Source organism: Rhodoferax sp. (genome assembly GCF_030653815.1).
In the GTDB taxonomy this organism is placed as follows: Bacteria; Pseudomonadota; Gammaproteobacteria; order Burkholderiales; family Burkholderiaceae_C; genus Rhodoferax.
On the sequence record NZ_JAURYQ010000006.1, the window covers coordinates 217,069 to 240,092 of the forward strand.

At 61.2% G+C, this 23,024-nt stretch carries 22 protein-coding genes; 3 read left to right on the forward strand and 19 right to left on the reverse strand.

The window, feature by feature from the left end; genetic code table 11:
• Positions 1–52 precede the first annotated feature (52 nt).
• Entirely contained in the window at positions 53–1,297 is a 1,245-nt protein-coding gene (gene tyrS / locus Q7U49_RS02250) for a tyrosine--tRNA ligase (RefSeq protein ID WP_304762125.1), read from the reverse strand.
• A gap of 138 nt (positions 1,298–1,435) precedes the next feature.
• On the opposite strand from tyrS, the gene Q7U49_RS02255 reads away from it, so the two are divergent.
• Together Q7U49_RS02255 and Q7U49_RS02260 are read left to right on the forward strand one after the other, a co-directional pair.
• Entirely contained in the window at positions 1,436–2,827 is a 1,392-nt protein-coding gene (locus tag Q7U49_RS02255; protein ID WP_304762126.1) for a M23 family metallopeptidase, read from the forward strand.
• Between the two features lie 20 nt (positions 2,828–2,847).
• Positions 2,848–3,963, forward strand: coding sequence for an anhydro-N-acetylmuramic acid kinase (locus tag Q7U49_RS02260; protein ID WP_304762127.1), 1,116 nt, complete (start codon positions 2,848–2,850; stop codon positions 3,961–3,963).
• Between the two features lie 19 nt (positions 3,964–3,982).
• Here the strand turns inward: Q7U49_RS02260 and erpA are convergent, their stop codons facing one another.
• The 3 genes from erpA to rplM form a co-directional block, all read right to left on the reverse strand.
• Positions 3,983–4,345 carry an iron-sulfur cluster insertion protein ErpA gene (gene erpA, locus Q7U49_RS02265; protein ID WP_296162992.1) on the reverse strand — a complete coding sequence of 121 codons (363 nt, stop codon included), beginning with the start codon at positions 4,343–4,345 and terminating at the stop codon, positions 3,983–3,985.
• 184 nt (positions 4,346–4,529) lie between these two features.
• Positions 4,530–4,922, reverse strand: coding sequence for a 30S ribosomal protein S9 (gene rpsI / locus Q7U49_RS02270; RefSeq protein ID WP_078366577.1), 393 nt, complete (start codon positions 4,920–4,922; stop codon positions 4,530–4,532).
• An 11-nt stretch (positions 4,923–4,933) separates the two neighbouring features.
• Complete coding sequence (gene rplM / locus Q7U49_RS02275) at positions 4,934–5,362, reverse strand: 50S ribosomal protein L13 (protein WP_227334015.1); 429 nt, start codon at positions 5,360–5,362, stop codon at positions 4,934–4,936.
• A gap of 165 nt (positions 5,363–5,527) precedes the next feature.
• On the opposite strand from rplM, the gene Q7U49_RS02280 reads away from it, so the two are divergent.
• Positions 5,528–6,418: a 23S rRNA (adenine(2030)-N(6))-methyltransferase RlmJ gene (locus Q7U49_RS02280; RefSeq protein WP_304762128.1), complete on the forward strand. Its 891-nt coding sequence runs from the start codon at positions 5,528–5,530 to the stop codon at positions 6,416–6,418.
• On the opposite strand, the gene Q7U49_RS02285 is transcribed toward Q7U49_RS02280, so the two are convergent.
• The 15 genes from Q7U49_RS02285 to Q7U49_RS02355 form a co-directional block, all read right to left on the reverse strand.
• Positions 6,407–6,970, reverse strand: a complete 564-nt coding sequence (locus Q7U49_RS02285) for a histidine phosphatase family protein (RefSeq protein ID WP_304762129.1) — start codon at positions 6,968–6,970, stop codon at positions 6,407–6,409. The genes Q7U49_RS02280 and Q7U49_RS02285 overlap by 12 nt on opposite strands.
• Before the next feature lie 53 nt (positions 6,971–7,023).
• A complete protein-coding gene (gene uvrA, locus Q7U49_RS02290; protein ID WP_304762130.1) occupies positions 7,024–12,867 on the reverse strand; it encodes an excinuclease ABC subunit UvrA in 5,844 nt (1,947 codons plus the stop codon).
• Positions 12,868–12,934: 67 nt separating this feature from the next.
• Positions 12,935–13,570 (reverse strand): 2-hydroxychromene-2-carboxylate isomerase, encoded by a 636-nt coding sequence (locus tag Q7U49_RS02295; protein ID WP_304762131.1) that lies wholly within the window; start codon positions 13,568–13,570, stop codon positions 12,935–12,937.
• The gene (locus Q7U49_RS17395) at positions 13,567–13,818 is read right to left on the reverse strand and encodes a DUF1289 domain-containing protein (protein WP_370653948.1); all 252 of its coding nucleotides are present in this window, start codon (positions 13,816–13,818) and stop codon (positions 13,567–13,569) included. The genes Q7U49_RS02295 and Q7U49_RS17395 overlap by 4 nt, the downstream gene beginning before the upstream one ends.
• The gene (locus tag Q7U49_RS02305) at positions 13,815–14,330 is read right to left on the reverse strand and encodes a YbaK/EbsC family protein (protein ID WP_304762132.1); all 516 of its coding nucleotides are present in this window, start codon (positions 14,328–14,330) and stop codon (positions 13,815–13,817) included. The genes Q7U49_RS17395 and Q7U49_RS02305 overlap by 4 nt, the downstream gene beginning before the upstream one ends.
• Positions 14,330–15,238 (reverse strand): hydroxymethylglutaryl-CoA lyase, encoded by a 909-nt coding sequence (locus Q7U49_RS02310; protein ID WP_304762133.1) that lies wholly within the window; start codon positions 15,236–15,238, stop codon positions 14,330–14,332. Before Q7U49_RS02310 ends, Q7U49_RS02305 begins: the two co-directional genes overlap by 1 nt.
• A gap of 33 nt (positions 15,239–15,271) precedes the next feature.
• Positions 15,272–15,571, reverse strand: a complete 300-nt coding sequence (locus Q7U49_RS02315; RefSeq protein ID WP_304762134.1) for a HigA family addiction module antitoxin — start codon at positions 15,569–15,571, stop codon at positions 15,272–15,274.
• A gap of 12 nt (positions 15,572–15,583) precedes the next feature.
• Positions 15,584–15,865 carry a type II toxin-antitoxin system RelE/ParE family toxin gene (locus tag Q7U49_RS02320; RefSeq protein WP_304762135.1) on the reverse strand — a complete coding sequence of 94 codons (282 nt, stop codon included), beginning with the start codon at positions 15,863–15,865 and terminating at the stop codon, positions 15,584–15,586.
• 176 nt (positions 15,866–16,041) lie between these two features.
• Positions 16,042–16,470 (reverse strand): RidA family protein, encoded by a 429-nt coding sequence (locus tag Q7U49_RS02325; RefSeq protein ID WP_304762136.1) that lies wholly within the window; start codon positions 16,468–16,470, stop codon positions 16,042–16,044.
• Positions 16,467–17,684, reverse strand: coding sequence for a pyridoxal phosphate-dependent aminotransferase (locus Q7U49_RS02330; protein WP_304762137.1), 1,218 nt, complete (start codon positions 17,682–17,684; stop codon positions 16,467–16,469). Before Q7U49_RS02330 ends, Q7U49_RS02325 begins: the two co-directional genes overlap by 4 nt.
• Before the next feature lie 187 nt (positions 17,685–17,871).
• The gene (locus Q7U49_RS02335) at positions 17,872–18,252 is read right to left on the reverse strand and encodes a hypothetical protein (protein WP_304762138.1); all 381 of its coding nucleotides are present in this window, start codon (positions 18,250–18,252) and stop codon (positions 17,872–17,874) included.
• A 258-nt stretch (positions 18,253–18,510) separates the two neighbouring features.
• A complete protein-coding gene (locus tag Q7U49_RS02340) occupies positions 18,511–18,924 on the reverse strand; it encodes a hypothetical protein (RefSeq protein WP_304762139.1) in 414 nt (137 codons plus the stop codon).
• A 227-nt stretch (positions 18,925–19,151) separates the two neighbouring features.
• On the reverse strand, positions 19,152–20,072 hold the full coding sequence (locus Q7U49_RS02345; RefSeq protein WP_304762140.1) for a glyoxylate/hydroxypyruvate reductase A: 921 nt from the start codon (positions 20,070–20,072) through the stop codon (positions 19,152–19,154).
• 120 nt (positions 20,073–20,192) lie between these two features.
• The gene (locus Q7U49_RS02350) at positions 20,193–22,187 is read right to left on the reverse strand and encodes an acetyl/propionyl/methylcrotonyl-CoA carboxylase subunit alpha (protein ID WP_304762141.1); all 1,995 of its coding nucleotides are present in this window, start codon (positions 22,185–22,187) and stop codon (positions 20,193–20,195) included.
• Positions 22,188–22,240: 53 nt separating this feature from the next.
• Complete coding sequence (locus Q7U49_RS02355) at positions 22,241–23,020, reverse strand: enoyl-CoA hydratase/isomerase family protein (RefSeq protein WP_304762142.1); 780 nt, start codon at positions 23,018–23,020, stop codon at positions 22,241–22,243.
• Positions 23,021–23,024 lie beyond the last annotated feature (4 nt).

Here is a 23,024-nt window from a genome sequence, read left to right on the forward strand (position 1 = left end):
GACGCTCCGTCGGCCGCTGGGCATGGCAAGGCAATCCAGGAGCAAATAATGGTCAGGACAGCGTGACGCGGGCAAACTTGCGTTTACCGACTTGCAGCACATAGGTGCCTGCGCCCAGCTTGAGCCCCTTGTCACTCACCACGCCGGAGTCCAGGCGCACACCACCGCCGTCAATCAGGCGGTTGCCCTCACCGCTGGATGTCGCCAGCCCGGCCATTTTCAGCAGTGCGGCAATGCCAACGGGCAGCCCATCCTGCGCCAGGGGCAGCGTCAACTCGGCAATCTCATCCGGGACACCACCCCGGCTGCGGTTGATGAAGTCCTGCTCGGCGGCATCGGCCGCAGCGCGCGAGTGAAAGCGCGTGGTGATTTCCTTGGCCAGCGCCACCTTGGCATCCTTCGGGTTACGTCCCGCCAGCACCTCGGCCTTCAGAGCCGCAATTTCGGCTTCCGACTTGAAGCTCAGCAAGGTGTACCAGCGCCACATCAGCACGTCAGAGATGCTGAGCACCTTGGCAAACATGGTGTTGGCATCCTCGGAAATGCCGATGTAGTTGCCCTTGCTCTTGGACATTTTTTCAATGCCGTCAAGGCCTTCGAGCAATGGCATGGTCAGAATACACTGCGGCTCCTGGCCGTATTCGGCTTGCAAGTGGCGCCCCATCAACAGGTTGAATTTTTGATCGGTGCCGCCCAGTTCCAGGTCACTTTTCAAGGCCACGCTGTCGTAACCCTGCATCAGCGGGTACAAGAACTCGTGCACGCTGATGGGGGTGCCGGCATGGAAACGGTCGTGAAAGTCGTTGCGTTCCATCATGCGTGCCACGGTGTAGCGCGCTGCCAGTTCGATCATGCCGCGCGATCCCAAAGCGTCACCCCACTCGCTGTTATAGCGAATCTCGGTTCTCGCAGGGTCCAGCACCATCGAAGCCTGGCGATAATAGGTTTGCGCGTTGACCTCAATTTGCTCACGGGTCAAGGGCGGACGCGTGGTGTTGCGCCCTGACGGGTCACCGATCAACGTGGTGAAATCGCCAATCAAAAAGATGACGGTATGACCCAGATCCTGCAATTGACGCAGCTTGTTGAGGACCACGGTGTGGCCAATATGAATGTCGGGCGCCGTGGGGTCCAGCCCAAGCTTGATGCGCAACGGTTTGCCCGTGGCCTCCGCGCGGGCCAGCTTTTTCAGCCAATCATCCTGCGGGATCAACTCTTCACAGCCGCGTAGCGTCACTGCCAAGGCCTCCTTGACACGATCAGATACAGAAAATGGAGGCGTTTTGGCGTTTGTCATAAGGGTTTTTCCGGATGCAACGCATCGGGCGGGGTTTATACTCTGAGATTGTTTTTGCAGCTGATTTTACGTGGGCGTGACTGCTCTTTTTTTCTCACCTGTTGTGTCTTTTACACAAGCCTCATCCCAGGATTCACTTTGATCAAGCAAATTATTGCGATCGGCCAGGTATTTTCAAGCACGGCCGCCCGTTGGATCAAGCAGCACCCAAAACGCGTGACGGCCACGGTGGCAGCCTTGTTGCTGAGCGGTGGCGGTGGCGCATTTGCTGTGGCGTCGCTCGGCCCCGACGCTGCTGACCTGCCGGTTCGCGAAATACTCGAAACCGTGCAGCCCTTGGCTTATTCCGACTATAGCCGCGAGGCTGAATCTGCGTATGTGCTCTACCGCACAGATAGCACGCGTTCCAATGACACCGCAGACACGCTGCTCAAGCGCCTGGGCATTGACGACGCGCAGGCAGCGGCTTATCTGCGCAGTGACGGCAACGCCCGGCAGATTTTGCTGGGCCGCAGTGGCCGCCAGGTGACCGCGGAAGCGCTCAGCGACCAGCGCCTGAACAAACTCACAGCCCGTTGGACCGCCGACAACGAGGGCCACTTTCAACGTCTGGTCATTGAGCGCACTGGCAATGGCTTCACCACGCGACTGGAGACTGCTGCCTTGCGCGCCAGCAGTCAACTGGCCAGCGGCACCATTCAGAGTTCATTGTTCGTCGCCACCGATGAAGCCAAGATTCCCGATGCCGTTGCTGTGCAATTGGCCGAAATTTTTTCCGGCGACATCGACTTTCGCCGCGAACTGCGCAAGGGCGACCGTTTTTCAGTGGTCTATGAAACCCTTGAAGGCGACGGCGAGCCGCTGCGCACGGGTCGCGTCTTGAGCGCCGAATTTGTCAATGCCGGCAAGTCCCATCAGGCCATGTGGTTTGACGAACCTGCTGCCGGACAATCAGGCGACAGCCTGCAGGCCGGGAACCCCATCAGCAAAGGCGGTTATTACACGCTCGATGGCCAAAGCCTGCGTCGCGCTTTCCTGAGCTCACCCGTCGCCTTTTCGCGCGTCAGCAGCGGATTTGCCATGCGCTTTCACCCGGTCCTGAAACAAATGCGCGCCCATCTTGGCACCGACTTTGCAGCCAGCACCGGCACACCGGCACGCACGGTGGGTGATGGTGTGGTGACCTTCGCAGGCGTTCAAAACGGGTATGGCAACGTCGTTTTCATCAAACATCGCGGCGAAACCGAAACGGTGTATGCCCACTTGAGCAAGCTCCTGGTCAGCCGAGGTGACAAGGTCAGCCAGGGTCAAACCATTGGTCTGGTCGGCTCGACGGGCTGGGCAACCGGCCCCCACCTGCACTTTGAAGTGCGCCACAATGGCGTCCAGCAGGACCCCATGAAAGTGGCCCAGAAGAGCGAAACCGTGCCAGTCACAGCAGCACGCAAGCCCGTTTTTGACCAAATGGCACAACAAGCCCGCGTCGCGCTGGCAGCCGCCGCCAGCATGGAAGTGACCAGCGCGCAGTAAGCTCCTTGGCCGCGTCGCGCGTGACGGAGTTATTCATTGGCCTGATGTCAGGCACCTCAATGGACGGTGTCGATGGCGTCTTGGCCGACTTCAGCACCTCACCGCTCACGGTGCGCGCCCATGCCAGCGCCGCCATGGAACCTGCTCTGAAAGCTGAGTTGCTGGCACTCAACCAGCCAGGAGCCAATGAATTGCATCGCGCCGCCTTGGCGGCCAACGCGCTGATGCGCGTCTATGCCGGCGTGGTCCAACAACTGCTGTCCAGTTCTGCCACTGCGCCTGGGCAGGTTCAGGCGATTGGCGCCCACGGGCAAACCGTTCGGCATCAGCCCCAACAGCACGACGCCACGGGTTACACACTGCAACTCGCCAATCCGTCCTTGCTGGCTGAATTGACCGGCATCGATGTGGTGGCGGACTTCAGGAGCCGCGACGTTGCAGCGGGTGGCCAGGGTGCACCCCTGGTACCCGCCTTTCACCAGGCAGTATTTGGCAAAGCCGGCCAAACCAGGGCCGTGCTCAATATCGGCGGCATGGCGAATCTGACGTTACTGGGCCCGGCGTCGACGGATGATGTGCTCGGCTTTGATTGCGGGCCCGGCAACGCCATGATGGATGCCTGGTGCCAGCGCCACCTGGGGCAGGCCTTCGACGCCGATGGCGTCTGGGCGGCCAGCGGTCAGGTGCTGCCTGACTTGCTCAGGACCCTGCTGACAGCGCCTTTTTTCGCATTGTCACCGCCCAAGAGCACGGGGCGTGATTTGTTCAGTCCCGACTGGCTTGCCGTGCAACTTCGCGACTTTGCCGATGCTGCACCCGCCGATGTCCAGGCCACACTCACCGAACTGACCGCGAGAACCTGCGCCACAGCGGTGGAGACGTATGGAGCCGGCAGCCAACAACTACTCGTTTGCGGCGGCGGCGCCTTCAACGCCCACCTGATGGCCCGCCTGCGCGCGTTGCTGCCAAGCGTCACGATTTTGCCCTCTGACGCCTGCGGCCTGCCGGCACAGCAAGTGGAGGCCACCGCCTTTGCCTGGCTGGCCCGCAAAACCATGCGTCGCGAAACCTTGGACCTGCAAAGCATCACGGGCACCCGAGGTGCCCGTGTACTGGGTGCGATTTATCCGGCCTGAGCCGGCCTACGCGGCTTGGTCAGGAAAAGCTGGAACCACAGCCACAGGTGGTCGTGGCATTGGGGTTCTTGATGACAAACTGTGCGCCCTGCAAGTCTTCCTTGTAGTCAATCTCTGCGCCCACCAGATACTGGTAACTCATGGCATCAATCAACAGGGAAACACCGTTCTTGGTCATGGTGGTGTCATCGTCGTTGGTGATTTCATCAAAGGTGAAACCGTACTGAAAACCCGAACAACCACCACCCTGCACGAACACGCGCAATTTGAGATCAGGATTACCCTCTTCGGCAATCAGGTCAGCCACTTTGGCGGCCGCGCTGTCGGTGAACAAAATCGGGGCTGGCATTTCGGTTTGAATGTCTTCGGCAACGGCGCTCATGGGTTTCTCCTGTAATTGGAACTGATGAAATGGTACAGTAATTTGATCAAGTTTTGACCTGCTGATGATTTGCCGCTAGTTTCAGTGTGGTTTTTTCTGGCGGGCACTTCGGAGTGACCCAGGCTCAAAACGCAAGAAGCCGCCGGAACTTGCATCCCGGCGGCTTCTTGACAGACAGCGTAGATTAACGCTTGCTGAACTGCTTGCGACGGCGGGCACCGTGCAAACCGACCTTCTTACGTTCGACTTCACGGGCATCGCGGGTCACGAAACCGGCTTTGCTCAGCTCGGACTTGAGCGTGGCGTCGTAGTCGATCAGGGCACGGGTGATACCGTGGCGCACTGCACCTGCCTGGCCGGACTCGCCGCCGCCTGCCACATTGACCATGATGTCAAAGGTTTCAGCGTGGTTGGTCAGCATCAGAGGCTGCTTGCAGATCATGATCGAGGTTTCACGGCCGAAGAACTTTTGAATGTCCTTGCCGTTGACAACGATCTGGCCGGAGCCTTTTTTCAGGAAAACACGGGCGACGCTGGATTTGCGACGGCCGGTACCATTGTTCCATTCACCAATCATTTCAAGGCTCCTTAGATTTCCAACACTTTGGGTTGCTGGGCAGTGTGCGGGTGCTCTGCACCACCGTACACCTTGAGCTTCTTGATCATGGCGTAGCCCAGCGGGCCTTTAGGCAGCATGCCCTTGACGGCTTTTTCCAAAGCGCGGCCAGGGAATTTGGCTTGCATGTCACGGAAGTTGGTGGAACTGATGCCGCCCGGATAACCGGAGTGGCTGTAATACATTTTGTCCAGGGACTTGGCACCGGTCACGCGCAGCTGGGCCGCGTTGGTGACAATGATGAAGTCGCCGGTATCGACGTGAGGCGTGTAAATGGCCTTGTGTTTGCCGCGTAAACGGAGAGCAACTTCGCTGGCTACTCGTCCGAGGACCTTGTCGGTCGCGTCAATCACAAACCACTCGTGCACGACCTCAGCGGGTTTTGCGCTGAAAGTTGACATGAGATTTCTCTTCTTTAGTGAGGGTTTGCTGGGCTCTTTTCTACGGTCGGCGTTCCTCTGATGGGAATCTCTTAGGTAGGTTTTCAAGCTTCGCCGCGGAGCCACAAAAGCGCTGCGAAGCCCGGCATTATACAAAGATATGGGCACTGCGGTTAACATCCATGCATGTTCAGTTATCGCCACGCCTTTCACGCCGGCAACCATGCCGATGTCCTCAAGCACACCACGCTGCTGGCCATCCTGCGCCACATGGCGCTCAAGGAAACGGCTTTTACCGTCTTTGACACCCATGCCGGCGCCGGACTGTACCGCCTCGATGGCGACTACGCCAGCACCAGCGGCGAAGCCGGCGAGGGCTATTTGCGCCTGATCGAGAAGCTTGCCTGCATCACCCCGACAGCCGCGCTGCAGGACTACCTCGACATGGTGGCCAGCTTCAACACGACGGGCAGCCACAAGGTCTACCCCGGCTCGCCCTTCATCATTCAGCGCCTGCTGCGTGAGCGCGACAAGCTCAAGCTGTTTGAAATTCACCCCACCGACACCAAAACCCTGTCCTCCAACATCGCCCAGCTTGATGTCGGACGTCAGGTGGCTGTGTTGCGCGAAGACGGCTTTGAAGGCATCAAGAAATTCCTGCCGCCACCGTCGCGGCGCGCCCTGGTGCTGTGCGACCCGAGTTATGAAATGAAGACCGACTACAACCGTGTGGTCGACATGGTGGCCGATGCACTGGTCCGGTTCCCGACCGGCACTTACGCCATCTGGTACCCGCTCATCCCGCGTCCGGAAGCCCACCAGTTGCCGCGCAAGCTCAGGACCCTGGCCACCAAGGCTGGCAAACCCTGGCTTAACGCCACGCTCACAGTCAAATCCAGCAAACTGCTCACCAATGACGCGGGCGATGTCATCCGTCCTGGCCTGCCCGCCAGCGGCATGTTCGTCATCAACCCGCCGCACACCCTGAAGAGTGCGCTGAAGGACAGCTTGAAACAGGTGGCACTGGTACTGGCGCAGGACCAGAACAATGCGTTTGAGGTGGAATCAGGCAGCTGATCGCCCGTCACCCGCGGCTTGATCAAAGGTGACGCGCGCCAGCACCTTGGCGTCACGGCCAAGAACCACGCCCTCGCCCATCGTCAAAAACTGGCCCACCAGCGCCGTCACATTGGTTTGGTGCGATACCCACACCTGAAACTGCCCCGCCGGCAGTTGTGCCAGCGCCTGACGTAACGCGGCGGTTTGATCCGGCAAGGGCAGGCGGTCGCCAAACACCGAATTCAGGGGTGCCCACAGCTGACTCTTGCCAAAGGCCAGATTGGCCGTGTCCACACAACGGCACCAAGCGCTGGTCAGGACCGCCTGCGGCTGCAAGCCCCGCGCCTTGAACCATTGCCCCATGCGCACCGCGCTTTGTTTTCCTGCCGCGCTCAGGTTGCGCTGGGTGCCACACACCCCCAGCTTGAATTCTGGTGGGTCGCCAATACCCGGCTCGGTCTGGGCATGACGCAACATCAATACACAGCCACCCCGGCGCAGCAGCGCGGCCGGCTCGTCTGCGGCGACAACTCCCATGGGCAAGGCACCGGACGCCAACAGCGTCAGCATCTGCCGCCGCGACAGACAAGGAACAGAAAAATTTCTCAACCGGGTCATACCGTTTACTTTCGTTCCAACACGGGTTGCAAGGCCACCCCGGTATGTGTTCCCAACGCCACCACGGCCTCAGGCGAACCCGCAGCCACCACACGGCCACCCGCGTTGCCACCCTCCGGCCCCAGGTCCAGCACCCAGTCCGCCTCGGCGATCACATCCAGGTCGTGCTCGATCACCACCACGCTGTGACCGCCATCGACCAGGCGGTGCAGCACCTTGATGAGCTTTTCCACATCGGCCATGTGCAGCCCCACCGTGGGTTCATCCAGCACATAGAGCGTGTGCGGTGCTTTCTGGCCGCGCCGGGTAATGTCGTCGCGCACCTTGCTGAGTTCGGTCACCAGCTTGATGCGCTGCGCCTCGCCGCCACTCAAAGTGGGTGACGGCTGGCCCAGCGTCAGGTAACCCAGGCCCACGTCTTTCAGCAGTTGCAGCGGATGCGAAATGACCGGCATGGCGGCAAAAAAGTCCACGGCTTCGTCCACTTCCATCTGCAGCACATCGCCGATGTTCTTGCCACGCCAGGTCACTGCCTGGGTCTCGGGGTTGAAGCGCGCGCCCTTGCAGGTTTCGCACAGTACCTTCACGTCGGGCAGGAAACTCATGGCGATGGTGCGGATACCCTGCCCTTCACAGCTTGGGCAACGGCCCTCGCCGGTGTTGAAGCTGAAGCGATTCGCGGCATAACCCCGCGCCTTCGCTTCCAGCGTGTCGGCAAAGAGCTTGCGGATGGTGTCCCAAAAACCGATGTAAGTGGCCGGGCATGAACGCGGCGTCTTGCCGATCGGGGTTTGATCGACCTCCAGCACGCGGTCCACCACCTCGAAGCCGGTCACCTCTTTGCAACCAACCCAGGCAACCGTCTCACCCGCGGCCAGCGCATCGCGCCCGGCCTTGGTGCTGCGCTTTTGCACGGCGACCTGCACGTTGGCCAGCAACACGTCGCGCGCCAGGGTGGACTTGCCCGAGCCGCTGACGCCGGTGATGGCGACCAGGCGGCTCAAGGGAACGGTGGCCGTGACGTTTTGCAGGTTGTGCATTGAGGCACCCATCACGGTGATCCAGTGTTGTTGTTCAAGGTCCGTCACCACCCGGCGTGGTTTCAGCGGGTGTTTCATGGCATGCAGCAAATAGCGGCCGGTCTGTGAGTCCGCTGAGCCCTGAATGTCCGCCACCGTGCCTTCGGCCACCAGCCGTCCGCCACGCTTGCCGGCGCTGGGGCCGATGTCGATGATGTGGTCGGCGTGGCGAATGGTGTCGACGTCGTGCTCCACCACCACCAGCGTGTTGCCTTGGTCGCTCAGGGTCTGCAAAGCGCCCAACAAAATCTGGTTGTCACGCGCGTGCAGGCCGATGGTGGGCTCGTCGAGCACGTAACACACGCCCTGCAAATTGCTGCCCAGTTGCGCTGCGAGGCGGATGCGCTGGGCCTCGCCGCCGCTCAAGGTGGGCGCGCCCCGGTCCAGCGTCAGGTAACCCAGGCCGACTTGCTCCAGAAACTCCAGCCGCCCCTTGATCTCGGGGATCAGGTCGCGGGCAATATCACTCTCGCGCCCGCTCAGGCGGCCCAGGACCTGCATGGTTTCGACCCAGCCGCGCAGGTCACTCACGCTCAGGCGTGCGAGTTCGGTGATGGCAATGCCATCAACAGTCGCCTGCGACTGACCCGCACCTCCCCCAAAACGCACCGCGCGGGCTGTCGCGTTGAGCCGGGTACCCTGGCACTTGGGGCACACGGTATCGACCAGGTCTTCCACCTCGGGCTCGGCAAAGGTCTGCTCGCGGCCCTTGTTGTCGTCATCGCGCACCGAGTCGTCGAACACCTTGCGCTGCTCGCGCGTGAGCTTGACGCCGGTACCCACGCAGTCCGGGCACCAGCCGTGTTTGCTGTTGTAACTGAACAACCGTGGGTCGAGTTCGGCGTAACTGGTGCTGCACACCGGGCAGGCGCGCAAGGTGGAAAACGCACTGAGCTTGCCGATGCCCGCTGTCGGCGTGTCGGCCTGCATGGCCTCGCTCAAACCCGCCAGATCGCTCAGCACATGCACTACGCCCTTGCCGTGCTGCAAGGCCCGGGCGAGCGCCTCGCGCAACTCCGCTTCCTGCTCCGGCAACACATCGAGGCTGTACACCGGCAATTCGATGGTGTGCTCCTTGAAGCGGTCCAGGCGCGGAAAGTTGGTGGTGGGCAAAAAGTTGCCATCGACCCGCAAATGGGTGAAACCGCGTGGGCGCGCCCAATCGGCCAGCTCGGTGTAAACGCCCTTGCGGTTCATCACCAGCGGCGCCAACAGGCCGATGTGCTGACCGCGGAAATTCTTCATCAACTGTGCCGCAATCTTCTCGGGCGTTTGCGGCGCCACTGGCGTGCCGTCATGGATGCAGTGCTGGGTGCCGAGCTTGACAAACAAGAGCCGCAAAAAGTGCCAGACCTCGGTCGTGGTGCCTACGGTCGACTTGCGCCCGCCACGACTCAGGCGCTGCTCGATCGCCACCGTGGGCGGGATGCCGTACACCGCATCGACCTCGGGTCGACCGGCTGGTTGCACGATCGAGCGCGCGTAGGCGTTGAGCGACTCCAGGTAACGGCGCTGGCCTTCGTTGAACAGGATGTCGAACGCGAGCGTCGACTTGCCCGAGCCTGAAACCCCGGTGACCACGGTGAACTTGCCGCGCGGGATGTTGACACTCAAGGACTTGAGGTTGTGTTCGCGCGCATTGATGATCTGGATGCTGTTGTCTTGCCCTTGTAGGGGCGACTTCAGTCGACCAGGCCGACTGAAGTCGCCCCCACGAAGTCTGCCAGCCCCGGAAAAATCCCGCACCTCGTGCACCACGCCCGTTTGCGCGGCGTAGTCGCGCAGCGCCAGCGCGGTGTGCGAACTGGCGTGCAGCATCACCTCTTCGGGCGTGCCAAACGCCACCACCTCGCCCCCGGCGTCGCCGCCTTCGGGACCCAGATCGATCAACCAGTCCGAAGCGCGGATCACGTCCAGGTTGTGCTCGATCACCAGCAGCGAATGACCCGCATCCTGCAGCTTGCGCAGTGCCCGCATCAGTTTGGCAATGTCGTCAAAGTGCAGCCCGGTGGTGGGCTCATCGAACATGAACAACACGCCGCGCTTGGCCGTGGGCTGGCGGCTGGCACTGGCGCTTTTGGCGGCTTCGGCCAGAAAACCGGCGAGCTTGAGGCGCTGCGCCTCGCCACCGCTGAGCGTGGGCACCGGCTGGCCGAGTTTGACGTAGTCCAGCCCGACGTCCATGATGGGTTGCAGCGCCCGCAGCACATCATGGTCGGCCGCGAACAACGCAGCGGCCTCACTGACGGTCAGGTTCAACACGTCGGCGACGTTGAGGTGCTGCGCCTCGCGTTCAATCGTGATCTCCAGAATTTCAGGGCGGTAGCGTTTGCCGTCGCAATCCGGGCAGCGCAGGTAGACGTCGCTCAAAAACTGCATTTCCACATGCTCGAAGCCGGAGCCACCGCAGGTCGGGCAGCGGCCGTCGCCGTTGTTGAAGCTGAATTTGGTGGCGGTGTAACCGCGCTGCCGGGACAGCGGCGCGTTGGCAAAGATCTCGCGAAGGGCATCCCAGGCACCGACATAACTCACCGGGTTCGAGCGCGCGGTCTTGCCGATCGGCGACTGGTCCACAAACACCACGTCGCTGAGCTGCTCTGCCCCCAGCAGGCGCACGAAAGCACCCGGCGTCTCGGTGGCCTTGCCGAAGTGTCGCAGCAGCGCCGGGGCCAGCGTGTCCTGGATCAAAGTGGACTTGCCGGAACCGCTGACACCGGTGACACACACCAGGCGCTGCAGCGGAATCTCGACCGTGACGCTTTTCAGGTTGTGGTCGCTGGCGCCTTCGAGCACCAAGCGCGGTGTGCTGGCGGCCACCAGGCGCTTGAAGCCCATGCCCACGGTCTTGCGCCCGCCCAGGTAGGCGCCGGTCAGGGTGTCGGCGTTGCGCAAGTCGGCGGTGCTGCCGTCAAACACAATCTGACCCCCACGCTCGCCAGGACCGGGACCCATGTCGATCATGCGGTCAGCGGCCAGCATCACGGCCGGGTCATGCTCCACCACCACCAGCGTGTTGCCAGCGTCGCGCAGGCGCTGCATGGCTTTGATGATGCGGTGCATGTCGCGCGGGTGCAGGCCGATGCTGGGCTCGTCGAGCACAAACAAGGTATTGACCAGCGAGGTGCCTAAAGCGGTGGTGAGGTTGATGCGCTGCACCTCGCCGCCACTGAGGGTGCGGCTTTGCCGGTCCAGCGTGAGGTAGCCAATGCCCACCTCGCACAGGTATTTCAGGCGGGTGCTGATTTCCTCGAACAGCAGCTTGAGGGTTTTTTGATCGGCCTCGGAGACCCCCGGAACAAGCTGTGCCAACTGCATGGTCTCGAAAAACAGGCGCAAGCGGTCCATCGGCAACTGCATCAAGTCATGCAGGCACAGGCCCGGCAAGGCTTCCAACTGATCGCGACGCCAAGACACACCCTGCGGCATGAAGCGCTTGGCGGGTTCCAGCACGGCATCCGCATCGGCTTTGGAGCCAATGCGCCACAGCAGGCTCTCGGTTTTCAGCCTGGCGCCGCCACAATCCGGGCACAGCGTGTAGCTGCGGTACTTGGACAGCAGCACACGAATGTGCATCTTGTACGACTTGGTTTCCAGGTATTCAAAAAAGCGCTTGACACCAAACCAGTGCTGGTTCCACTTGCCATTCCAGTGTGGCGAGCCGTGAATCACCCAGTGCTGGTGTTCCGGTGACAGCTTGTTCCACGGCGTGTCGCGCGGAATGCCCTCTGATTCGGCATGGCGCATCAAATCGTCCTGCGCCTCTTGCCAGGCCGGCGTTTGGATCGGCTTGATGGCGCCAGCGCGCAAGGTGAGCTTGTCGTTGGGAATCACCAAGCCGTAATCGACGCCGATGACCCGGCCAAAGCCGCGGCAGGTGTCACAGGCGCCCACGGCCGAGTTGAAGGAAAACATCGACGCAATCGGATCGGTGTAGCGCAGGTTGCTTTCCGGGCAATGCAGGCCGGTCGAAAACTTCCAGACGACGGGTTCCGCAGTCTCTGCCGTCGCCGGCGCATCCAGCAGGTACACCGTCATGCGACCGCTGCCGTGTTTGAGCGCCACTTCAATCGCTTCCAGCACGCGGGCGCGCTCGGCCGTTCCGAGCCGGAAGCGGTCCGCCACCACGTCGAGCACCTTGCGTTTTGAGATCGGCTCGGCAGCAGTTTTACCGGCTTTCTTTTTAACCACCGCCGTGTGGGTCTCGACCGTCACCTCGCGCTCGGCCTGCACCTTGGTGAAACCACTCACCGACAACCATTGTTCGATTTCAGCTGGCGTCGCGCTGGCGGGCAGTTCCACCGGGAAGGTGATGGCCAGGCGTGCGTCGCTGCTGCCCACGCGCTGCTGCAGTTCGGTATAAATGGTCTCAGGGGTGTCGTGGCGCACCGGTTGCCCCGTGGCCCGGTCAAACAAGGAACCGGCGCGGGCAAACAGCAGTTTCAAATGGTCATTGAGCTCGGTCATCGTGCCCACGGTGGAGCGGCTGGAGCGCACCGGATTGGTCTGGTCAATGGCAATTGCGGGCGGCACACCCTCGACCTTGTCCACGGCGGGCTTGTCCATGCGGTCCAGAAACTGACGCGCGTAGGCGCTGAAGGTCTCCACGTAACGGCGCTGGCCTTCGGCAAACAGGGTGTCGAACACCAGGCTGGATTTGCCCGAACCGCTGGGACCGGTGACCACGGTCAGCTCACCGGTGCGGATGTCCAGATCGAGATTTTTGAGGTTGTGCTGGCGCGCACCGCGAATGCGGATGGTTCCCTGTGGCATGAAGGCTTTCCGGTTTGTGAGGCAAACATTCTAGGGATGTCCGTCTGCCAAACCCGCTCAAAGGGGCTTAAGCGCGGCGCACCCCTGGCGCTATAGCCGCCGCCGCGTCCCACGCACCCTCAAACCACGCATCATCCGCCAGATAAGCGCGCAACATGGGCAGCGCATCGAGCCCCCAGAACAATTTGCCATCCACCTCGAAAGTGGGCACACCAAACACGCCCTGCGCGATGGCCTCGGCCGTATTGGCCTTGAGCCGTGCCTTGACCTCGTCGCTGTCCGGCAAGTGTGCCGGCTTCAATTGCTGGGTGAGCGCCTGCAGGCGAGCCGGGTCAGCCGCCTCCAGGCCGCCCTGCCAGACATGGCGAAACACCGTCTCGCAGACATAGCGATTGGGCTGCTCTGGCGCACCACAGGCCAACGCCAGCCGCAACAAGGCCAGCGGATTGAACGGGTGGGTGGCGGGCAACTGCAATTCAAGCCCATGCTGGTGCGCCAGCCACAGCACCTGGCGGTAGGTCCACTCGCGCTTGCCGGGAATCTCGGCCGGGCCCAGTTGCCCGTGGTGTTTCAGCAGGGCGCCAAACAGCACCGGCTTGTACGTCACGCTGGTGCTGTGGCCCATCAGCGCCTCGGGCAATTTCTGGAACGCCAGGTAAGCGTAGGGCGAGATGAAATCCAGGTAAAAGGTGATGTGCTTCATGATTCGAACTCGGTCAGGCGCGCCTCGATTCGGGTCCAGACGACACGCTTGAACGCGTCATCGGCATTGCCCCACTGGCTAATTTCTTCCAGAGTCCGGAAGCAACCCTGACACAAGCCGGTGGCATCACTCATCTGGCACACCGAGACACAGGGCGACGGCACCGTCTGTGCAAAACTTTGCGCGCTGGCGCGGAGGTGCCTGGCGCTGGCGGCCAGGAATTTCATGGCTTTGGGGTCGGGACTCAAGCGGTTTCTCCTGCCGCCACATCCACCACGGGCGCACCGGTCAGGTGCATCAGGTCAGCGGGCTGCAACTTGAAGACGCCATGCGGATGCCCAGCCGCCGCCCAGATTTCGTCAAACCGCAGCAGGTCGCGGTCGATCAGGGTGACGGGCGCCACCGCATGCCCGACCGGCGAGACACCGCCAATGGTGAAACCCGTGCTTGCCTTGACAAACTCCGCATCGGCCCGCCCGAGCTTTTGTCCGTCCACACAGACCAGCGACTGCACCTTGGCTTCGTCGACACGACGGTCGCCCGAGGTAATGACCAGCACGGCGGCGGCATCGGGCTTGCGCTTGAAGATGATGCTTTTGGCAATTTGCCCCAGCGCCACACCCAGCGCATCGGCGGCCTGTTGCGCGGTGCGCGCCGCATCGTCAAGCAGCACGGGCGGGTGCGGGTGGCCCTTGTCCTGCAGGGCGCGCGCCACGCGCTGCATGCCTTCGGGCAAGGGTTTGAGTTCAGCACCACACATCAGGCTTGCCGTTTGGTAAACAGCGCCTTGCCCGCGCGTGCGTTGGTCGGACGATTCAGGAAGTCGCTGATGAACTGGCCGGCATCGATCAACAAGTCCAGGTCGATGCCGGTCTCGATGCCCATGCCGTGCAGCATATAGACCACGTCTTCGGTCGCCACGTTGCCGGTCGCGCCTTTGGCATAGGGGCAGCCGCCCAAACCGGCCACCGAGGTGTCGAACTGCCAGACGCCCATTTGCAGGCAGATCAGGGTATTGGCCAGCGCCTGGCCGTAGGTGTCGTGAAAGTGGCCGGAGATATCGTTGAGGTCGAAATGCTTGAGCGTGGCTTCCACCGCGCGCTGCACCTTGAGCGGCGTGCCCACGCCAATGGTGTCAGCCACCCCCACATGCTGCACGCCAATGCCCTTCATGAGACCGGCCAGGTAGCCCACCCGCTCAGGCGCCACCTCGCCCTCGTACGGGCAACCCACGCTGCAGCTCATGGCGCCGCGCACATAAATGCCCGCATCGCGCGCAGCCGCCACCACCGGCTCAAAGCGATCGATGCTCTCGGCGATGCTGCAGTTGATGTTCTTCTGGCTGAAGGCCTCGCTGGCGGCGCCAAACACCACGATCTCGTCGGGTTTTGAAGCCAATGCGGCCTCAAAACCCTTGAGGTTGGGCGTCAGCACCGAATAACGCACACCGGGCAGTCGGTGGATGCCCGCCATCACATCCAAGTTGTCGGCCATCTGCGGCACCCATTTGGGGCTGACAAAACTGGTGACTTCGATCTCTGTCAGGCCAGCGGCTTGCAGCCGGTGCACCAGCTCGATCTTGACCGCGGCCGGCACCAGGTTTTTCTCGTTTTGCAGGCCGTCACGGGGGCCGACTTCGACCAGTTTGACGCGTTGCGGAAGGGACATAAAGAACTCTCTGACGTAAATTGACGGAGCGACTCAGGCAGCCAGCAAGTGGCAACGAGAAATATGCGAAAGGGCCTCACCCATGGCTTCGCGCGCGACCGCTGTATCGTAGTTGGCCTGACCGCGAAGCCACCAGCCGTCACTGAGCCCAAAGTACCGGCACAAGCGCAGGTCAGTGTCTGCGGTAATCGCGCGTTTGCCCGCCACGATGTCACCAATGCGCTGTGGCGGCACACCAATGTCTTTGGCCAGGCGGTACTTGGTCAGGCCCAGCGGTTTCAAAAACTCTTCATCCAGCATTTCACCGGGGGAAACAGGGGGGACAGTTCGCATATTCAAACTCCTTCAGTGGTAGTCCACAATCTCAACATTCTTCGGGCCATCTGCAGTCCAAACAAAGCACACACGCCATTGATCATTGACGCGAATGCTGTGCTGCCCGGCGCGATTTCCCCTCAAAGCTTCCAAGTGATTACCAGGGGGAATACGCAAATCTTCCAACACCGAAGACCAGTCAAGTTGCTCCAATTTGCGCAAAGCTGATCGCTCGACATGGACCCAGCGCCGGACACGTTGCCCCAAAAAAAGTGCCTGCGTGTCTTTGCATTGAAAACTTTTGATCGCCATGCCTGAATGTTAACGCCAGACGTTGATAACGCGCGATGTTAATAAAATATCCACAGACGATGCTTGACTTTTATTCTCGCCATTTGCTTCAGGTGTTGGTTTGCAGCTGTTCTGAAGGATCCTGGTCATGCTGCCGAAAAACCTGGATCGAGCGGCTGAAATCGGCAACTGAGGGCCTACAACTGCCTGGCAATGATGGCGACAAGCTGGATTTCGACGGGCGCGTTGCCCGGCAGGCTGGCAACCCCGACAGCGGCCCGGCAGCCGATGCCGTCGTCACCGATTTCACCTTGCAGATAGGCCGAAGCAAAGTCGGCCAAACGTGCATGCGCGGTGAATTCCGGTTCAGCCGCGATATAGACCGTCAAGCTGAGAACCCCGGCGACTCGCTCGTGCGGCGCCAGCAGCAGGCGTGCGGCGGTCAAGGCATTTTTCGTGGCGAGCTCGACCGCGGCCTGATAATTTTCCAGCGGAGCGCCTGGGCTGACTGCGCCCTTGAACATCAATACCCCGTTGTCCCGGGGCGTCATGCCCGAGGTATAAACCAGGTCGCCATGCCGCTTGGCGGCGACATAGTTCCCTTGCGGCACGGGGGGGCGCGTCATCTCCGGTACCGCTCGATCAGGGCGCAGGTGCGCTCGACCGCCTGAATCGCCGCCGCATGGTCCTGTGAAAAGTTAAAGCGGACGCTGTCGATGGAATGGGGGCCGAATTCCGCCCCGGGGGTGACCGTCACACCGGCCTGATGGCGCAGAATCGTGACAAAGGTCTGGGTCGGCACGGCGAGTTCAGGCAGGCGCGGGAACAGATAGCTGCCCGCTTGCGGGGTGCGTGCGGCCAGCCCATCCACCGCGCGCAGTCTGGCCAGCAAGGCGTCGCGGATCACCTGATGCAGGGCAATCCGCTCCTGCAGCCAGCCGGCGGGTTCCGCAAACCAGGTCCGAAGCACCGATTGGCTGTAGCCCCCGGCCCGCAAGGAGACGATGGCCTGAAGCTTTTCCATCCGGTCAATCAGCGCCGCCGAGCCAAAGGCCACGCCCACGCGGTAACCGCTGAGCGATTCCGTCTTGGAGGGGCCGATGATGGTGATCAGGTTGTCGGGGGCGTGGGGGTTAGCCCGCAAATGCGTGTAGTGGCTGCCCGGATACAGCAGCCGGGAATAGAGCTGGTCAACGATCACGGTGGCACCGTAAGCCTGTGCCAGACGCGCAATCGCGTTGATTTCACTGCCAGAGTAAATCACGCCCGCCGGGTTGTTCGGGTTCGAAAAAACAAACACCTTGGCCCCGGCTTTGAAAACCTCTTCCAACTGGCCCAAGTCGAGGCCCGCATGGTCGGTTGCGGCAAGGTAGTTCAGCTTGACGGGCGCGATCTCGGCGCCGAAAAATTGCACCAGCTTGCGGTTGGCGAAATAGTCGGGTTGCACAATCGCGACCTTGTCGCCTGCTGAAACAGTGGATGCGATGGCCAGGAAAAGCGCGCCCTGGGTGCCTGGGGTGATGATCAGCCCATCGTCCGCCGAGACCGGTGCACCGGTGAAATCGGCAAGTTTGGCGGCAAGATGGTCGCGGATGTTTTTCTTGCCACGGTATTCAGTATAGGCTTGGTCGGCACCGAATTCGACACCCGCGACAAAGGCCTCAAAGGCACCGGGGGTGGGTTCGAACGCATTGACATCGCCATGCGAAAAATCAACCGGCCTGCCTTCAAGCGGGCCCTCGCGCAGCAAAGACCCAAGATCGGCCGCCTTTTGGCGCCCCTCTTGCCCCGGCGCGTTGTCGGTTGCAAGCATGGCGAATGTGTCTTCGATCTTGCCCATTTTGTCCTGTCGTCTGGTTGATTGACGATGCTAACATTCTCGGAGAGGATGTTGCGTAATGGCATCTTGCGCCATTGTGAAGCGAATGACGAGGGTGTCAATGATGTGTGGCCGATTCAGGCGGCAGAAGACCCAATACCGACTTTCAATTTTCCAGACAGCAGGCGCTCAACGACGAAGTTAAGCGTCACTTTGGGCCTCTCGACTGCAAAGCAATTTCTCGATGCTGTAAGTTTTGTGCTGCCATAGCCGTGTACTTGCGATCGAGTTCATCCCGAATTGTTTGAAGCACTTGCAGATTGTCGCTCAAACGAACCCAAATGCGATCAATGTCTTCCTCTGGAGACTTCGCAAGTTGCGTCGCACCATTTGCATAAAGACGGGAATCAGCAAGAAACGATTCTGCTTTAGTCTGAAGCTCAAGGATATTTTGCTTGAGATTTTGTAGACTTGAGTGTCCCCCAGAGCCAGAGAAAACCTCTGCGGACTTGTACTCAATAATTAGTTCTGATGCTCTGGACTTAATTCCTAAGACCGCGACCAGTATTGAGGCTGCGGTAGAGGACACTTCCCGAAGCCTAGCCCGACGGTTCGAGTCTTCGGCTGAACGGGCAGCCTCCCGCGCAGAGTCGGCCGATCGAAATGCTGCTACAGCTGCAAAGGCGCCCCCAACTGCGCTTACAACCGCAGCAATTGCAGTAGAAATTTCGAGCAACGATGGAGAGGCCATAGTGTTGTGACGCTTAACGTTCAAGCTCAGGGGCGCGAAGCCGGCTAGCCGGCGAAGCGTCCTTCTGGAGTGATGGGATGGGCGTCAGTTGCATGCTCACTTGGCCGTGAGGACCTGAACCACGATTGCAGCAACAGACAGGACAAGCGCGACAAACGAAGCTGCGAGAGACCACGAATGCCTTCGGTGCTCGTCGTCGTGCCCTGCGAGTATTGACGCAAGAAACGGGAAGTGAACACAGTGACGCTTCCCTTGCAAATTCAGATAGAACAACGAAACGAGAGCGCCGTTGTCTTGCTTGTAGCGATGCTTGGCGTCGAGGTAGTAGTACAACCTTCCGAATAGCAGCTCGGGCTTGCAGTTGAGCCGCTTGGCGACCGCAGGCACGTCGATTGGCAAGTAGGGATCGTTTTCACCTCGCACCTCCCCAGGCGGAACGCCAGGGTATGCGGCCTCGTACATCTCGTAGATGCAGCGCAGAACTTGACGGTCAGTCGGAAGTTTGCTCATGAAGCCGAACGAAAAATACACCGCAAAATCTGCCGATTAATCTGGGCGCTGCGGAAAAAACTGGTCATGAATTCCTCCTGAAAGTGGTTTGCAGCCTTGCTTGCGGCGGTCTTACACCCCCCCGCAGACTGTCTCCGAGCAATTCTAGACTCCAACAAGCAATTTCCAGCAGTTGATAGCGCCGGTTGAATGTCTGCAACCGCTGCGAACCAAACATCAAACCCAACTCAATACCCACGTCCTACATCCACCAGCCCAGCCACGCGTTCACCCCGCTGCAAACCCATGAGTTTGGAAGCAATCTGCGCAATGCTGGTCTCGCGCAAGGTGCGCGCCGAGGTGTGCGGCGTGATCGTGATGTTGAGGTGTCGCCAAAACGGGTGCGCTGGCGGCAAAGGTTCGGCGCGAAACACGTCCAGCGTGGCACCGGCCAGATGGCCGCTGTCGAGCAGCGCCAGCAAATCCTCATCCACCAGGTGCGCACCGCGCGCCACGTTGATGACGTAGCCACCCGGCTGCAGCCGGCTCAAGCGTTCGCGGTTCAGAATGTTGGTGGTGTCGGGTGTCAATGGCAGCAGGTTGACCAGCACGCGACTGCTGGCCAGAAACGCATCGAGTTGCGCCGCGCCGTTGAAACCGCGCACACCGTCGAGAAGCTTTGGGGTACGGCTCCAGCCGTTGACCGGAAACTCAAAGTGCGCCAAGGCCTGCGCCACCCGCGCGCCCAGCACACCCAGGCCCATCACGCCGACGGCAAAGTCACTGCGCTGGCGCGGCTTGTAATACGTCCAATGCCCGGCGCGCACGTCGGCGGCATAAGCCTCCAGGTCTCGAAAATGCCGAATCACCGCCTGACAGACGTATTCGGCCATCTGCACCGCCATGCCCGCGTCTTCCAGCCGCACCACCACGGCTTGCGGCGGCAGGCGCAGACTCAGCAGCGCATCGACCCCCGCGCCAATGTTGAAAATGCCTTTGAGCTGCGGCTGCTCGTCAAAAAACTGCTGGGGCGGTTGCCACACCACGGCGTAGTCAGCCGGGGTGGCACCGGGCTGCCACACGGCCACCTCGGCCTGCGGCAAGGCGGCACGCAGGCCGGCCAGCCAGGGTTCCGGCTCGGTATCGGCGCAGCAAAAAGTAATTTTCATGGACATCATCAGATTTTATGGATTGCCACGCTGGCCGTCATTGCGAGGAGCGCAGCGACGCGGCAATCCATGAATTCAATCTGCATGGATTGCCGCGCTTCGCTCGCAATGACAGCCTGGTCACTGCGCCACCAACTTGAGGAGTTCGGCGCCCTCCACCACCTGGTCCCCGGGGGCATAGAGCAACTCTTCGACCACGCCGTCGATGGGCGCGGCAATGGTGTGCTCCATTTTCATGGCGTCCATCACCGCCAGCGCCTGGCCGCGCTGGACCCTGTCACCGGCCTTGACGGCAAACGACACCACCTTGCCCGGCATGGGCGCCGTCAGGCGGCCGACCTCGGCAGGCGCTTCGCCGGCGTGCAACAGCAGATCAACGGCAATGATTTGCGTGGCGCCTTGCGCGGCATGGATGTAGCCGACCTCGCCCTGGCGATACACATTGACCAACGCGCGCTGGCCCGCAAAACGAACGTCGATGCCCGCTGGCGTGGCGGTGAATTCAAGCATTCCGGCCACTTCGCCCACGGTGAATGACAGCGCCCCTTCATGCAAATAAGTCAGTCCGGCCTGCACCGGCTCGCCGGCAAATTCAAAGGCAAATCGGCGCGTGAAGACGCCGTGGCTGCGCCAGCCATCGGTCTTACTGAAGGGGTCGGTGCCTTCGGCGGCACGCTCCTCCAACAGGGTCTGCGCCACATCGGCAGCCGCCGCCAACGCCAGGCCCACGCGCTCCTGGTTGAACAGCACGCCTGCCTCGCGCGGGATCAAACCCGTGTCCAGATTGGCCTGCGCAAACGAGGGCGACTGCAGCACATGGCGCAAAAACTGCACATTGGTGGTCAGGCCGATGATGTGGGTTTGTGCCAGCGCGTCGTCCAGCCGCGCCAGCGCCTGTTCGCGCGTGTCGCCATGCACGATGAGCTTGGCCACCATGGAATCGTAAAACGGGCTGATGCTGTCACCCTGGCGCACACCATCGTCAAAACGCACCGGGCTGATGGCAAAGCTGCTGCACGCTGGCTTGCGGTAGACGTCGAGCGTGCCTGTGGCGGGCAGGAAGTTGTTGTCGGGGTTTTCGGCGCAAATGCGCGCCTCGATGGCATGGCCGGTGATCTTGAGCTGCGCCTGGGCAAGCGGCAGCGCTTCACCATTGGCCACGCGCAGTTGCCACTCCACCAGATCCTGGCCTGTGATGGCTTCAGTCACCGGGTGCTCGACCTGCAGGCGGGTGTTCATTTCCATGAAAAAGAAATCCATCGACCCGTCTTCACGCTGCTCGACGATGAACTCCACCGTGCCGGCGCCGACGTAATTCACAGCCCGGGCGGCGGCCACGGCGGCTTCCCCCATGCGCGCACGCAACTCATTCGTCATGCCCGGCGCGGGCGCTTCTTCCAGCACTTTCTGGTGGCGTCGCTGCACCGAGCAGTCGCGCTCAAACAGGTAAACGTAGTTGCCGAAGCTGTCGCCAAACACCTGGATCTCGATGTGGCGCGGGCGCTGCACGTATTTTTCGACCAGCACCGCGTCGCTGCCAAAGCTGTTGATGGCCTCGCGCTTGCAGCTGGTCAGGGCATCGGCAAAGTCTTGTGACCGCTCCACCGCGCGCATGCCTTTGCCGCCACCACCGGCGCTGGCCTTGATCAGCACGGGATAACCGATTTCGTCGGCCTTGAGCTGCAACAGCGCCGGGGCCTGGTCCGAACCATGGTAGCCCGGAACCAGCGGCACACCGGCGCGTTCCATCAGTTGTTTGGACTCGGCTTTGAGGCCCATGGCCTGAATGGCTGAAGCGGGTGGACCGATGAACACCAGACCGGCGGCGGCACAGGCCTTGGCAAACTCTTCGTTTTCGCTGAGGAACCCATAACCGGGATGCACCGCTTGGGCGCCGGTGGCCTGGGCCGCTTCGATGATTTTTTCCCAGCGCAGGTAACTGTCTTTGGGCGCGCTGCCGCCAATGTGCACCGATTCATCACACGCGGCGACGTGCTTGGCATGGGCATCGGCATCGGAATACACCGCCACCGTTTTGATGCCCATGCGGCGTGCAGTGGCTGCCACCCGGCAAGCTATCTCGCCACGGTTGGCGATCAGGATTTTTGTGAACATGTTTGTCTCCATCGGAATGAATTCATCGCAAATTAATTGGAATCTGACCCCAATTAAATGAGCCAGTCGGGTTTGCGCTTTTGCAGGAAGGACTGCACGCCTTCCTTGCCCTCGGCACTGGCGCGGATGCCGGCGATGCCTTGCACGGTGTAAGCGATCAGGGCAGCGTCGATGTCCTTGCCCGCCACGTCATGCAGCAGGGTCTTGCATTCCTTGACCGCGTTGGGGCTGGCATTGACCAGCGCCTGGGTGATCTCGGCCACCTGATCGTCTAGTTGCTCGGCGGGCACCACAGCATGGACAAACCCGATGCGCAAGGCCTCGGCCGCATCAAAGCGCTCGGCGGTCAAGAAGTAGCGGTGCGCGGCGCGCGCGCCCATGGCACGGATCACATAGGGGCTGATGGTGGCCGGGTAAAGGCCCAGCTTGACCTCGCTCAGGCAATAGTTGGCCGATTCCACACTCACCGCCATGTCGCAGACGGCAACCAGGCCCATGCCACCGGCATAAACATCGCCCTGGATGCGCGCCACGGTGGGCTTGGGGCAGGTATCAATCACACGCAGCATTTCGGCCAATTGCGCGGCGTCAAGCAGGTTTTCGGCCTGGCTGTAGTTGGCCATGCGCCGCATCCAGTTGAGGTCGGCGCCCGCACAGAAAGCCGGCCCAACGGCCGCCAGCACGATGGCGCGCACCTGGGGGTCCTGACCCAATTCGGCAAAGGCATGAGTCAGTTCGGCAATCACCTCGTCGTTGAAAGCGTTGCGCACCTCGGGGCGGTTCAGGGTGACCGTGGCACAGTGGCCAGCGGTGGAAACAGAGATGGATGGCATGGGG

What these genes read in the sequence shown, in the direction of transcription:
- tyrS (WP_304762125.1), bottom strand. Translation starts at nt 1,297, where the DNA reads ATGACAAACGCCAAAACGCCTCCATTTTCTGTATCTGATCGTGTCAAG.
- erpA (WP_296162992.1), bottom strand. Translation starts at nt 4,345, where the DNA reads ATGAGCGCCGTTGCCGAAGACATTCAAACCGAAATGCCAGCCCCGATT.
- rpsI (WP_078366577.1), bottom strand. Translation starts at nt 4,922, where the DNA reads ATGATTGGTGAATGGAACAATGGTACCGGCCGTCGCAAATCCAGCGTC.
- rplM (WP_227334015.1), bottom strand. Translation starts at nt 5,362, where the DNA reads ATGTCAACTTTCAGCGCAAAACCCGCTGAGGTCGTGCACGAGTGGTTT.
- Q7U49_RS02280 (WP_304762128.1), top strand. Translation starts at nt 5,528, where the DNA reads ATGTTCAGTTATCGCCACGCCTTTCACGCCGGCAACCATGCCGATGTC.
- Q7U49_RS02285 (WP_304762129.1), bottom strand. Translation starts at nt 6,970, where the DNA reads ATGCTGACGCTGTTGGCGTCCGGTGCCTTGCCCATGGGAGTTGTCGCC.
- uvrA (WP_304762130.1), bottom strand. Translation starts at nt 12,867, where the DNA reads ATGCCACAGGGAACCATCCGCATTCGCGGTGCGCGCCAGCACAACCTC.
- Q7U49_RS02295 (WP_304762131.1), bottom strand. Translation starts at nt 13,570, where the DNA reads ATGAAGCACATCACCTTTTACCTGGATTTCATCTCGCCCTACGCTTAC.
- Q7U49_RS02305 (WP_304762132.1), bottom strand. Translation starts at nt 14,330, where the DNA reads ATGTGTGGTGCTGAACTCAAACCCTTGCCCGAAGGCATGCAGCGCGTG.
- Q7U49_RS02310 (WP_304762133.1), bottom strand. Translation starts at nt 15,238, where the DNA reads ATGTCCCTTCCGCAACGCGTCAAACTGGTCGAAGTCGGCCCCCGTGAC.
- Q7U49_RS02315 (WP_304762134.1), bottom strand. Translation starts at nt 15,571, where the DNA reads ATGCGAACTGTCCCCCCTGTTTCCCCCGGTGAAATGCTGGATGAAGAG.
- Q7U49_RS02320 (WP_304762135.1), bottom strand. Translation starts at nt 15,865, where the DNA reads ATGGCGATCAAAAGTTTTCAATGCAAAGACACGCAGGCACTTTTTTTG.
- Q7U49_RS02325 (WP_304762136.1), bottom strand. Translation starts at nt 16,470, where the DNA reads ATGACGCGCCCCCCCGTGCCGCAAGGGAACTATGTCGCCGCCAAGCGG.
- Q7U49_RS02330 (WP_304762137.1), bottom strand. Translation starts at nt 17,684, where the DNA reads ATGGGCAAGATCGAAGACACATTCGCCATGCTTGCAACCGACAACGCG.
- Q7U49_RS02340 (WP_304762139.1), bottom strand. Translation starts at nt 18,924, where the DNA reads ATGAGCAAACTTCCGACTGACCGTCAAGTTCTGCGCTGCATCTACGAG.
- Q7U49_RS02345 (WP_304762140.1), bottom strand. Translation starts at nt 20,072, where the DNA reads ATGAAAATTACTTTTTGCTGCGCCGATACCGAGCCGGAACCCTGGCTG.
- Q7U49_RS02350 (WP_304762141.1), bottom strand. Translation starts at nt 22,187, where the DNA reads ATGTTCACAAAAATCCTGATCGCCAACCGTGGCGAGATAGCTTGCCGG.
- Q7U49_RS02355 (WP_304762142.1), bottom strand. Translation starts at nt 23,020, where the DNA reads ATGCCATCCATCTCTGTTTCCACCGCTGGCCACTGTGCCACGGTCACC.